The organism is Bacteroidales bacterium, from assembly GCA_031276035.1.
In the GTDB taxonomy this organism is placed as follows: Bacteria; Bacteroidota; Bacteroidia; order Bacteroidales; family BM520; genus RGIG7150.
In genome coordinates, this window is sequence record JAISNV010000012.1 from 40127 (window position 1) to 52942 (window position 12816).

Genomic DNA, 12816 nt, shown 5'->3' on the forward strand with positions numbered 1-12816 from the left:
ATTAAATTTTTTCTGCGATTCGTAATTTAGCACTACGAGCCCTGCCGTTTTCTTCTATTTCTTTTTCGGAAGGAAGAATCGGTTTTCTGTTGGCTAATACAAACGGACTCAATTTATTTCCATAAAAATCTTTTTTTAACTCACCTTCCAGATTGCCTGTTTTAAAAAGATTTTTCACAAGTCTGTCCTCAAGAGAATGATAACTGATAATTGCAGCAATTCCTCCGGACTTTAGAACTTTTTCCAATTGAAGCAGCAATTCCTCCAAAGCATCAATTTCTTGATTTACTTCGATTCTAACTGATTGAAATAGTTGAGATAAGTATTTATATTCTTTTTTCTTCGGAGCGAATCTTTCCGCAAATGCTCTTAATTCGCCCGTTGTTTCAAAAGCTTTGATTTCTCTTTGTTTGACAATCGCATGAGCGAGAACATGAGGTTTTTCCAATTCCCCGTAATCACGAAATATTTCGATCAGCCGTTCAGCCGAATATGTATTTACTACATCTTTAGCACTGACCGACAATCCCATATTCATTCTCATATCAAGATCACCGTCTTTTCTGATTGAAAAACCTCTTTCATCCGCATCAATCTGATGAGAAGATACTCCAAGGTCTGCTAAAATTCCATCAACAGGAATTGCATCGTAATATCTAAGATAATTCCATAAAAAACGGAAGTTTTGATTTACAAGGATAAATCTTTCGTCTCTGATATGATTTTTAACAGCATCTCCGTCTATATCAAAAGCGATAAGCTTCCCTTTGGAACTCAGGCGTTCAAGTATTGCTGCGGAGTGACCACCGCCACCAAAAGTAAGATCAACGTAAATTCCGTTAGGATTATTTACCAGACCTTCAACACTTTCTTTCAACAAAACCGGATTATGATACATACGACTTCTTTACTGTTTAATTTTATAATCCCTTCAATTTTTCTCTAAACATTTCATCCAACTTTTCCGTAATATCCGTAAAGTCTTCTTCGGCAAGACTTGCAAGATGTTTCTTATACATTTCTGTATCCCAAATTTGATACCTGTCTGAGAGCGGAACCATTTGGATTTCTTTTCCGATAGAACATACTTTCATCAACTCTTTAGATATGAGAATTCTGTTTGTTTTATCGAGTTTAACTTCTTTTACATTCGCAAGAAATTTTGTTTTATAAGCGATAACTTTTTTATCAAAAGCCCCCATTCCATTCAAAATTTTCATGATTCCGAACCAAGTTTCACTTGGAAAAAGCTCCAAACACGGGAAATCCGTACTTTGTTTCAAATAGAAACCTTTTTCGATGAGACTTTCATTATCCTTGCGAAACTTAGCAGGCACAAGGATTCTTCCTTTTTCATCAACAGCACAATTATATGTTTCCGTGTTATAAAACATTTTATTCAGAAAATTTTGGTAAAAGTATAACTTTTTTTCCACTTTTTACCATTTTTTACCACTTTTTAGTCAAAAAATTTATTAACAGCTAATTAACAGGTTTTCAACAATTATAAATTTTAACACAATCAACTGTAAACATGTCGATTATCGAAATTGTTTTTCAAAAAGCAATTATTATATTAACAATCTTATTTACAGTGATTCGGAGTTTTCGGTTTCGAATTTCCGATTCCGTGTTTAGTGTTCGGATTTTTTCCATAATTATTAAATCTTCACTATGCCATTAAATTTCATGAATAATCTTTTAACTCACTAACATTCAACCACATTTTAGTATTTATATTTTAATTTATTAAATATAAAAAAAATAAATCGTTCAAAAATGACAATCAAAATTTTTATCTATAAAATTATTTTTTATAAAATATTTGTTTTAATGAAATTATTATTATCTTTGTACTATACTATTTGTATAATACCATGCGATTAACATTTAATAAACAATTGAAAATAATCGTCTTATAAAAAATTTTAATTATAACCAACTTCTAAATCATGAACAAAAATGACAAAACAAACGAATTATTATCGGCTTGGGAAGAAACTTACAAAAAAGGTCAATTGACTTTTTGGATATTTTTTTCTTTAAAAGATGATAAAAAGTATGCGGAAGAGATCAAATCTTTTGTAAAAGAAAAAACGCAAAACACAATGACTTGTGAAGATCAAAGTTTATACAGGATCTTGCGCAAATATGAATACATCGGTGTGTTGGATTATGAAATGGGAAAAGGGAATAAAGGCCCCGAAAGGAAATATTATTACTTAACCGATTTGGGCAATGAACTTTTTCATCGTTTCGTAAAAAGAAACATCAGTCTATTTTATTCCGATGAAATTAAACAACTTTTAAATTATTAATCATTAAATTTTTGTATTATGAAAATTTTCACATCCAACCTATTAAAATTCACTGCGATAATTATCGTTACAACTTCACTATTCAGGTTAACTTTAAGCAGTTTCCTCGCAAATAAACTTATTATCCCGACAATCTTTCTTGCCATTTTCTACGGATTATTAATGTTTTTCTTCGGATGGTATTTCGGAAAGAAAGACTATGAATATTTGCCCATTTTCGACCTCGGATTGCGCTATAACACGATTACATTCGTCATTTTCTGCGGAATTTCGGAGCTTTGGTTTTTGTTAAAATTAAATGCTCCTTATGAACATGTTCGCGGGTTAAGAATAACCGAATTAATCTGGTTGATTATTCTTATTATACATCTTATTATTTATCTGATTTATAGAAAAAGACATTCTTTTAAAGGATTGGATAAAACTGAAATATTTGAGTAATCCGAAGTTCCAAAATCCGAACTAAGAATTTTCTCAAATATATTTAATAAGAACTCATAAATTTTCATTGTCCGGCACTCAATTAATCAAATTTCACTATTGCAAACATAGGTTAATACTTCTATACATATCAAAACATTATATCATAAAACAATTCTTAATTCTCAACTTAGAATTTTAACTAAAAAAGCTATCTTTGCAATAATTAAATTTAATTCTTTACAATTATGAGAAATTTCTTATTTATAATTGCAGCTGCAGTTATCCTATTAACAAGCTGTAAACAAGAAATTAAGGAAGTAAACATTATTCCCGAACCGGTAGAAATATCCTATTCAAAAGGGGCTTTCAATCTAAGTAATTCTACCAATCTTTGCTTCTTTAATATTGATTATAATGATCCTACTGTAAAATATATAGAGACATCTTTTCCGAAGTTTTTCGGAATTACACCTCAAATTAATAAAGATACAGATTGCTCTAAAAACTGCATTTGTTTTGAAATTTTTACCCAAAGAAAAGATAAACTTGGAGATGAAGGTTATGAGCTTCATATAGATAAGCATCATATTTCAATTCAGGCTAATACTACTGCCGGATTGTTTTACGGATTTCAAACTTTACGTCAAGTTGCTCCGCCGGAAGTTTTGTTGAAGCCACAGGAAAACATTCAACTTCAATCTTTAAATATTGTTGATTATCCGCGCTTTAGCTGGAGAGGAAGTCATCTGGATGTTTGCAGACATTTTTTTGATATTGATTTCGTAAAGAAACATCTCGACATGCTTGCTGCTCATAAGATTAATAAATTTCATTGGCATCTTACTGATGATCACGGATGGAGAATTCAAATCGACAAATATCCTGAACTTACAAATATCGGAGCTTGGCGTGTTGATAGAAGTGACGTTCCTTGGGTTGAAGGAAAACCGCCCCAACCCGGAGAAAAAGCTACTTACGGCGGATTTTATACTAAAGACCAAATGCGTGAAATTGTCGAATATGCTTCGGTTCTCAATATTGACGTGATGCCAGAAGTTGAACTGCCCGGACACTGTTGTGCAATTCTTGCAGCTTATCCGGAACTCGGCTGTACCGGCAAACCGGAATACGTACAAATAGGACCATATTGGCCTCCAAGTGCAATTCTTTGCGCAGGAAATGATCAAACAATGCAATTTTTATATGATGTTATTGACGAAGTAATTGAAATATTTCCTTACGAATATATTCATATAGGTGGCGATGAAGCTTTTAAAGATTGGTGGCATACTTGCAAGAAATGCAATAAAAGAATGAAAGAACTTGGAATTACAGATTACGAACATCTGCAAGGATGGATGGTTACCGAAGTTGAAAAACATATTAATTCTCGCGGCAGAAAAATGGTTGGTTGGGATGAAATTCTCGAAGGCGGCGTTACAAAAAATGCGACAATCATGTCGTGGCGAGGTAAAGAAGGTGCAACTGAAGCCGCAAAGCATGGCAATTATTCTATCCTGTGTCCGACTTCCTATTGCTATATTGACTATTATCAAGCTGAACCTGCAACACAACCAACTTCAATCGGCGGATTTGTTCCTCTAAAAAAGGTATATTCTTTAGAACCGGTTCCCGAGGAATTAAATAATGAAGAAGCAAAATATATTTTAGGAGCACAATGTAATCTTTGGACAGAATTTATTTTTACTCCTCATCATGCGGAATACATGTTATGGCCGAGGCTTGCCGCTTTAGCGGAAGTTGCCTGGTCGCAAAAAGAAAATAAAGACTGGTATAGATTCCGCGATAAGGTTGAGGATACAAAACAACGTTTGGGTTATTTAGGATATAATTATTGCGAAGGAAATTTCAAACCGACAATTAATACCATCAATAAAGATAACCGGCATTTGGTCACCATCGAATCCGATGTTAAAGGCACGGAAATTTATTATACAACAGATGGCAGCAGTCCGACAGATAAATCGCAAAAATATAATCAACCCTTTGAAGTTAATGATTTCACAACAATCAAAGCTCAAACATATTACAATGGCGAAGCTCGTGAGTCGGCAGCAGAAACAAATGTTTTCATTTCCAAACTGACTGGAAAAAAGATTTTTATAGCCCCGAAGCCATCGGAAAAATACGCTGCAAATTATGAATACACTTTATCGGATGGAATTATGGGCTCAAAAGATCATAATGACGGACGTTGGCTCGGTTTTCAAACAGATAAGGTTTCTGTTATTATTGAGAACAATGGCCAGGAAATCGAACAAATAATTTTTAATAATAATGTAAATCAGGGATCCTGGATTTTCGAACCAATAAAAATAGAAGTTTTCAGTTCTGAAAAAGGCGTTAACTATGATTTAGTAATGTTGAAAGAGAATTCTATTGTTAAGAATTATGATCTTCACAATGTTGAAACTGTTTTCGATTTTGACGAAAGATTTGCGCCGAAGTTTATTAAGATAGAATTTACCGGACTCAATGCATTACCCGACTGGCATGAACATTCGGGGGAAATGCCCTGGATTTTTATTGACGAAATAATTTTAAAGTAGAGTATGTTTCTTTTTGAAGTGTGTGCTAATTCCGTAGAATCAGCGATAAATGCGCAAACCGGAGGAGCCGACAGAATTGAATTATGTGCGAATCTTGAAAGCGGCGGAACAACACCTTCCTACGCAAGCATTAAACTTTGTAAAGAAAAATTGACCATTCCTATTAATGTGCTTATCCGTCCGCGTAACGGCGATTTTTTATACACAGATCTTGAATTTCAAGAAATTATCTCAGATATTATACTCTGTAAAGAGCTTGGGGTAAGCGGCATTGTTTGCGGATTTTTAAACAGCAACGGAACAATAGATATCGAACGGACAAAAAAAATCGTGGAACTTACATATCCATTGAGTTTTACGTTTCACAGGGCCTTTGATGTTTCACGCAATCCTTTTGAAAGTTTGGAAGACATTATTTCTTGCGGAGCAACAAGAATATTGACATCAGGAACATCGGATAAAGCTATCAACGCCACGGAAATACTTTCGAAACTAATTCTACAGGCAAACCAAAGAATTGTCATAATGCCGGGCAGCGGTATAAATGAAAACAATATCATCGAATTACATTCAAAAACAAAGGCCAAAGAATATCATTTTTCCGGCTCAGCAACACATCATTCGGAAATGGAATTTCAAAAAAATAATATAATAAGCACAGAAAAATCAGATTATTCTAAGACTGTTTCGGATGTTGAAAAAATTAGAAATACTATTAATAAGTTGAAAATTTTATAAGATACGAATAAAAAAAACTTAAGATTCGAATATGAACCAAAAGAATAAATCAGAAAACATTTCCATTCAATCAGCTGTAAAGCCGGCTTTATTAATAATGGCTGCAGGAATGGGCAGCAGATACGGAGCTTTAAAACAACTTGACGGAATAGGTCCGAATAACGAAACAATTCTTGATTATTCCATTTTCGATGCCATGAGGGCCGGTTTTGGAAAAGTTGTTTTTATTATCAGGAAAAGTTTTGAAAAAGAATTTAATGAGCATGTTGTTAATCGTTTACAAACTAACGGAATAGATTGTCATTATGTTTTTCAAGAACTAAATAAACTTCCGGAAGGATTTAAGCTCCCAGAAAGCAGGGAAAAACCTTGGGGAACAGCACATGCGGTTTTAATGGCAAAAGATATTATCAACGAACCTTTCGCCGCTATAAATGCAGACGATTTTTACGGGAAAGACGCTTATAATACTATCTACCAATATCTATCGAAAGTTAATATTAATTCAAATGATTATGCAATGGTCGGTTACGATATTTTATCGACTCTTTCCGAATCCGGAACCGTAAGTAGAGGCGTTTGTGAAGTAGACGAAAACAACTTTTTAAGTTCGATTCAGGAGCGATTGAAAATATCATTAATAAACGGACAATTGGTTGATATCGAAAATGGCAAAGAAGTAATTTTAACGGGTAAAGAAAAAGTTTCCATGAATTTCTGGGGTTTTACCCCTACCTTCTTTAATCATGTTGAAGATTGCCTCATTGATTTTCTCAAAGAGAATATTGATAATCCCAAAAGCGAGCTTTACATTCCGACAGTTGTCTTTAAACTCATCAAAGATGGCATTTCGAAAGTAAAAGTCTTGTCGAGCAATGCAAGCTGGTTCGGAATAACTTACAAAGAAGACCGTAAAGATGTAATAGATAATATTCGTAAACTGATTAGTAAGGGCGAATATCCTGAAAAGCTGTGGAAATGATTATGTTGTAAATGTGGAATATATAAAGGACAAAATGATTAAAAACTTTTCTGCTTTTAAATTCTTAACTTAAATGAAATACCATTTTATATCTATCGGGGGAAGCATAATGCATAACATGGCAATTGCCATGTATCTCAAAGGAAATAAAGTTTCCGGTTCTGATGATGAAATATTCGAACCGGCAAAATCAAATCTTGAAAAATACGGATTATTTCCTGAAGAAACCGGTTGGCATCCGGAAAAAATCACATCGGATATTGACACTGTAATTCTTGGTATGCACGCAAAAGCAGATAATCCGGAGCTTTTGCAAGCACAAAAATTAGGGTTAAATATAGTTTCTTTTCCGGAATTCATATATCAAAATTCATTAAACAAAAAAAGAGTTGTAATCGGAGGCAGTCACGGCAAAACAACGGTAACATCTATGATATTACACGTTCTTAAAGTTTTAAATATTGATGTTGATTATCTCGTAGGAGCAAAAATTCCGTCATACGATGTAATGGTAAAGATTACTGATTCTGCTAAACTTTTAGTTGTAGAAGGCGATGAGTATCTTAGTTCGACTTTGGATTTGCGACCGAAATTTCATCTTTATCATCCTCATATTGCAATGCTTACCGGAATAGCGTGGGATCATTATAATGTTTTTCCTACTTTTGATTTTTACCTCGAACAATTCAAAATCTTTATTGACACTATTGAGCCGGGAGGAAGTTTAATTTATTTTGAAGCGGACAAGAATCTGCGAGATTTAGTAAGTAAAACTTCAAATAAAATCAAGAAAATTTCTTATGACACACCCGATTATTACGTAGATAACAATATTTTTATAATAAAACATAAAGGAAAAGAATATTCTTTGAATATTGCCGGAAAACATAATATGCAAAATCTTTTTGGCGCAATGAAAGTTTGCAACGAATTGGATATTTCCTCTGAAGATTTTTTATCGGCAATTACATCTTATGTTGGTGCTGCAAAAAGGATGGAATTAATAAGACAAAATGAACAAAACATTATTTATCGGGATTTTGCACATGCACCTTCTAAAGTTGAAGCTACAGTAAACGCCATTCGCGAGCAATATCCAAAGAAAAAAATAGCTGCTATATTTGAGTTGCATACATACAGCAGTTTGAATAAGGATTTCATCGGTCAATACAAAAACTCCTTGAAGGATGCGGATACCAGAATTGTTTTTTTTGATCCTCATGCATTAGGGTTGAAACGTCTTCCGGCTTTGGATTTTGATGACGTCCGTAATGCCTTTGGCGATGAAATTATTGTTATCAATGATATTGACTCTTTAAAAGAGGAAATCCATAAAGCGAAGAATTTAAATGAAGTTTTACTCTTTATGAGCAGCGGAAACTTCGGTGGAATAAATCTGATTTGAAATAAAAAAGGCTATTGCGGATTTCTCCGCAACAGCCTCTAAAAACTAACTATAAAACTTTTCTTTTTATTCTCCAAGTATCAACCTTCTGAATTCAACGACTTTTAAAGTCGGATCAGTTTGTTTCAAATATTCTGCAACAGTTTTTTTACCGTCTCTTACAAAAATTTGATTCACTAAGGTATTTTCTTTAAAGAATTTATTCAATTTACCAATTGCAATTTTTTCAATCATGTCTTCAGCTTTACCTTCCTGACGAACGATATCTTTTGCAATCTCTAATTCCTTATCTATAATATTTTGCGGAATACTTGATTCGTCAACGGCGATAGGAGCCATTGCCGCAACTTGCATTGCCAACTCGCGACCAACTACTTCAAATTCATTATTAGATTTATTCAAAGCCAGTAAGGTAGCTAAACGGTTACCAATATGGTTATAAGCAGAAACTTTTTGACCTTCAATATATTCATAATGAGCCAAAGTAGTTTTTTCGCCTGTTTTTCCGCCTAAATCGGTAATAGCTTGTTCAACAGTTCTTCCGTTAATATCTTGTTGTAAAAGTTCATCTAAAGATTTTATTCTCTTAGCTATTGCTAAATCAATAATAGAATTAGCGAAATCAACAAAAGCATCACTGTTAGCAACAAAATCGGTTTCGCAATTCAGCATTATCATACCGCCGAAAGTACCGTCGGTAGAAGTTTTTGCTATTACTTTACCTTCTTTTGCATCTCTATCAGCTCTGTTTGACGCAACTTTCTGACCTTTTTTACGTAATATCTCAATTGCTTTTTCAACATCACCTTCAGCTTCTACAAGGGCTTTCTTGCAATCCATCATTCCTGCTCCTGTTATTTGGCGAAGATTGTTTACTTCTGCTGCTGTTATGTTTGCCATAATCTTCCTTTCTTTTTAAAATTAATTTCTTCTACGTCTTTTCGGTTTTTCGGTATTCTCTTCTTCATCTTGAGCTTCCGCAACTTTTTTAGGTGTGTCATCATCCTCATCAATCGGATTTTCTACATCTTCTTCATTGCGTTTTTCTTTATCAAGGCGACGTTCGTTAACACCTTCTTCAATAGCTGTTGCCATAGCTTTAACAATAATCTCTATTGATTTTGCCGCATCATCATTTGCCGGAATCGGAAAATCAACTTGATTAGGATCTGCATTGGTATCAACGATAGCAAATGTAGGGATGCCTAATTTTTTTGCTTCAGCAACTGCGATGTGTTCTTTACAAATATCAACAATAAAAAGAGCTGATGGTAAACGGTTAAGATCAGCAATACTACCTAAGTTTTTCTCCAACTTTGCTCTCTCACGATCTATTTGTAATCTCTCACGTTTAGATAAGCTTTTGTAATTATTTGTGGACATCATTTTGTCAATAGACGACATTTTACGAACGGCTTTACGTATTGTTGCAAAATTAGTTAACATACCGCCCGGCCAACGTTCAGTAACATAAGGCATATTGACTTCTTTAACTATACCGGCAACAATTTCTTTAGCTTGTTTCTTCGTAGCAACAAATAAGATTTTCTTACCTGAATGAGCTATTTGTTTTAATGCAGCTGCTGCATCATCAATTTTAGCTTGTGTTTTATACAAATCTATAATGTGGATTCCGTTACGTTCCATAAATATATATGGTGCCATGTTAGGATTCCATTTTCTTTTCAAGTGTCCGAAGTGAACACCTGCCTTTAATAATTCGTCAAAATTTGTTCTTGGCATTTTAATTTTTATTTAGTTTACATTCTTAAGTTTAATGCAATTGCCAAGTAGCGTAAAAACGGTCTTGGCAATTTAGATACTAAACTATATTTAATTTTTCTAACGTTTACTGAATTGGAATTTCTTACGAGCTTTAGGTTGACCCGGTTTTTTACGTTCAACAACTCTCGGATTTCTATGCATCATTCCTTGTGCTTTCAATAAAGGACGATATTCCTCTTTATTAACTTCACAAAGAGCACGGGCAATAGCTAATCTCAGAGCTTCGGCTTGACCATTAAAACCGCCACCTTTTAAATTAACCTTAACATCAAACTGACCTTCAGTACTTGTAATTGAAAATGGTTGATTTACAACATAACGAAGAGTTTGAAGCGGAAAGTAATTCTCTAATTCTCTTTTATTTATAATAATTTTACCGCTGCCTTCTTTCATATATATACGGGCAACTGCGGCTTTTCTTCTACCAATGGTGTTTACAACGTCCATAATCTATTTATTTAATTGTATTAAGATCTATTGTTTTTGGTTCTTGAGCTTCGTGTTTATGCTCAGGTCCAACATATATTCTAACGTTTCTTAAAAGTTCTCTTCCCAATGCATTTTTAGGAAGCATACCTTTAATTGCATGGTTTAAAACAAAAGTAGGATCTTTAACCATCATTTCTCTAACAGTTCTAAACCTTTGAGAACCGGGATAACCTGAATGACGAACGTATTCTTTCTGATCCACTTTTTGACCTGTAACCTTAACTTTCTCCGCATTGATTATGATAACATTGTCGCCGCAATCTACGTGAGGTGTATAACTCGGTTTATGTTTACCTCTGAGAATCATCGCTACTCTCGAAGCCAAACGTCCTAATACCTGATCTTCGGCATCAATAAGAATCCACTCTTTTACTACAGAGTTCTTATTTGCCGATATTGTTTTATAACTTAATTTATCCATTACTTTTCAATCTAAATGTTAAAAAATTATTCTTCAGATGCTTCTTCGGTTTTTTCCGCAACGGGTTCTTCACTTACAGGAGCTTCTGCTGTAGGTTCTTCCACAGAAGTTTCAGTCTCAATTTTTTCAACCGGAACTGCTTCGGCTACAGTTTCTTCAACAACTTCATCAGCAGTTTCTACCGGAGTTTCTTCAACTGTTGCTTCAGCTTCATGCTCTGCTCTTGCAGCTTCGTCGGCAGCTCTTTTAGCTGCTGCTTGTTCTGCTAAACGTTTTGCGATTGCTTCTGCACGAGCTTCATTAACTTTCTTTTCATTAGTCATTCTCGACTTGCGTGCTTCGCGGTCAGCTTCTTCTTTAGCTTTCCTTACACTTTCCAATTTATTTTGTTTTTCTTGGAACCAAGTGTCGAATTTAGCATCAGCTTGAGCTTGTGAAATCGCACCTTTTTTAACACCGATCAAAAGATGATTCTTAAGGAGAATACCTTGACTGGACAAAATGTTTCTAACTGTATCGCTAGGTTGAGCACCTACTTGCAACCAGTATAAAGCGCGGTCTGAGTTTATTACAATCTCAGCCGGATTTGCAATAGGATTATACGTGCCAATTCTCTCTATGAACTTTCCATCTCGTGGTGCACGACCATCCGCAATTACTACATGGTAAAAAGGTCTACCTTTTTTACCTTTTCTTTGTAATCTGATCCTTGTTGGCATACTTTAAATTTTTAAATATTAATATTAATTTTTATTCGCAAAATAATCTTGAACGCTATCTTGCGGAACAATTTTTTCTTCAAATGTGTAAGCACCGGTTTTAGCCGATCTTACCATTCTAATAACCTTAGCGAAATCTTTTCCCGAAGATGTTCTTAAGGTAGCAACGGTTTTCTTTGCCATAATCTATAATTTTTACTTAATTTCTTTGTGAACGGTAACTTTCCTTAAATAAGGATTATACTTTTTGCGTTCTAAACGATCAGGAGTATTCTTCTTATTTTTAGTAGTAACATACCTGGAAATTCCCGGTACTCCTGATTCTTTTTGCTCTGTGCACTCAAGAATTACTTGTATACGTGCATCTTTATTTTTCTTTGCCATAACAAAATCTCCTTAAAAATTTGGACTGCAAAGATACAACTTTTTTTTATTATTAAAAGTTTTTAGCTATATTTTTTGCTTTTATTTTTTTGTATTTTTTCTGATAAAGAAAACATCTGATAGGAAAAGATATTACATTTGCAAAACTAACTAATAAAAACTTTAATTATGAAAAAATTAATTTGCATTGCTGCTGTTGACAGCACTAAGTTTTCTTGTAAAAACATTACAAGCAAAAGACAAACAAATTTACGTCTTAAGCGGGACGGATGTCGTAATTTGCGATAAAATCGGGGATCAGTTCTCTATTAAAACAGACTTAATCGGAAAAACATTAAACAACCACCTTCATAGAAGGTGGATTTAGTAAAAAGATGAAGGCATAGCCTTCAAACCGTTCTTTGAAACCGTATTTGGATTAATCAAAAAGAGTGAAATTCTGGCTACCATTTTCTTCCTTTTTGTCTTGTTCTTCTTGATATTGAACGTAACGACGAATCATATCTTCATTGAGACCAACGGTATTGACAAAATAACCACGAGACCAAAAATGATTCCCCCAATAAGGTTTTTGCTTTAATT

The 12816-nt window shown here is 33.9% G+C and carries 16 protein-coding genes; 6 read left to right on the top strand and 10 right to left on the bottom strand.

Features of this window, described 5'->3' with window-relative positions:
• Position 1: 1 nt before the first annotated feature.
• Both rsmH and LBP67_03250 read right to left on the bottom strand, forming a co-directional pair.
• On the bottom strand, positions 2-898 hold the full coding sequence (rsmH, locus tag LBP67_03245; protein ID MDR2083990.1) for a 16S rRNA (cytosine(1402)-N(4))-methyltransferase RsmH: 897 nt from the start codon (positions 896-898) through the stop codon (positions 2-4).
• A gap of 22 nt (positions 899-920) precedes the next feature.
• Positions 921-1394 carry a hypothetical protein gene (locus tag LBP67_03250; GenBank protein MDR2083991.1) on the bottom strand — a complete coding sequence of 158 codons (474 nt, stop codon included), beginning with the start codon at positions 1392-1394 and terminating at the stop codon, positions 921-923.
• A gap of 558 nt (positions 1395-1952) precedes the next feature.
• Between LBP67_03250 and LBP67_03255 the strand changes: the two genes are divergently transcribed.
• The 6 genes from LBP67_03255 (at position 1953) to LBP67_03280 (ending at position 8436) form a co-directional block, all read left to right on the top strand.
• Complete coding sequence (locus LBP67_03255) at positions 1953-2318, top strand: PadR family transcriptional regulator (protein ID MDR2083992.1); 366 nt, start codon at positions 1953-1955, stop codon at positions 2316-2318.
• Between the two features lie 18 nt (positions 2319-2336).
• Positions 2337-2759, top strand: a complete 423-nt coding sequence (locus LBP67_03260) for a hypothetical protein (protein ID MDR2083993.1) — start codon at positions 2337-2339, stop codon at positions 2757-2759.
• Between the two features lie 227 nt (positions 2760-2986).
• Entirely contained in the window at positions 2987-5311 is a 2325-nt protein-coding gene (locus tag LBP67_03265) for a family 20 glycosylhydrolase (protein ID MDR2083994.1), read from the top strand.
• 3 nt (positions 5312-5314) lie between these two features.
• Positions 5315-6049 (top strand): copper homeostasis protein CutC, encoded by a 735-nt coding sequence (locus LBP67_03270; protein ID MDR2083995.1) that lies wholly within the window; start codon positions 5315-5317, stop codon positions 6047-6049.
• A 31-nt stretch (positions 6050-6080) separates the two neighbouring features.
• Positions 6081-7031 carry a nucleotidyltransferase gene (locus LBP67_03275; protein ID MDR2083996.1) on the top strand — a complete coding sequence of 317 codons (951 nt, stop codon included), beginning with the start codon at positions 6081-6083 and terminating at the stop codon, positions 7029-7031.
• A gap of 73 nt (positions 7032-7104) precedes the next feature.
• Positions 7105-8436, top strand: coding sequence for a Mur ligase domain-containing protein (locus LBP67_03280; protein ID MDR2083997.1), 1332 nt, complete (start codon positions 7105-7107; stop codon positions 8434-8436).
• Between the two features lie 66 nt (positions 8437-8502).
• Here the strand turns inward: LBP67_03280 and tsf are convergent, their stop codons facing one another.
• The 8 genes from tsf to LBP67_03320 form a co-directional block, all read right to left on the bottom strand.
• Positions 8503-9336: a translation elongation factor Ts gene (gene tsf / locus LBP67_03285; protein MDR2083998.1), complete on the bottom strand. Its 834-nt coding sequence runs from the start codon at positions 9334-9336 to the stop codon at positions 8503-8505.
• A 21-nt stretch (positions 9337-9357) separates the two neighbouring features.
• A complete protein-coding gene (gene rpsB, locus LBP67_03290) occupies positions 9358-10179 on the bottom strand; it encodes a 30S ribosomal protein S2 (GenBank protein ID MDR2083999.1) in 822 nt (273 codons plus the stop codon).
• Positions 10180-10278: 99 nt separating this feature from the next.
• The gene (rpsI, locus tag LBP67_03295) at positions 10279-10668 is read right to left on the bottom strand and encodes a 30S ribosomal protein S9 (protein ID MDR2084000.1); all 390 of its coding nucleotides are present in this window, start codon (positions 10666-10668) and stop codon (positions 10279-10281) included.
• 7 nt (positions 10669-10675) lie between these two features.
• A complete protein-coding gene (rplM, locus tag LBP67_03300; protein ID MDR2084001.1) occupies positions 10676-11131 on the bottom strand; it encodes a 50S ribosomal protein L13 in 456 nt (151 codons plus the stop codon).
• Positions 11132-11157: 26 nt separating this feature from the next.
• Positions 11158-11850 (bottom strand): 30S ribosomal protein S16, encoded by a 693-nt coding sequence (locus LBP67_03305; GenBank protein ID MDR2084002.1) that lies wholly within the window; start codon positions 11848-11850, stop codon positions 11158-11160.
• A gap of 24 nt (positions 11851-11874) precedes the next feature.
• A complete protein-coding gene (locus LBP67_03310; GenBank protein MDR2084003.1) occupies positions 11875-12033 on the bottom strand; it encodes a DUF4295 domain-containing protein in 159 nt (52 codons plus the stop codon).
• Positions 12034-12045: 12 nt separating this feature from the next.
• On the bottom strand, positions 12046-12234 hold the full coding sequence (gene rpmG / locus LBP67_03315) for a 50S ribosomal protein L33 (GenBank protein ID MDR2084004.1): 189 nt from the start codon (positions 12232-12234) through the stop codon (positions 12046-12048).
• 418 nt (positions 12235-12652) lie between these two features.
• Positions 12653-12816 (bottom strand): transposase (locus LBP67_03320; GenBank protein ID MDR2084005.1); only part of this gene is annotated, 164 nt, incomplete at its 5' end.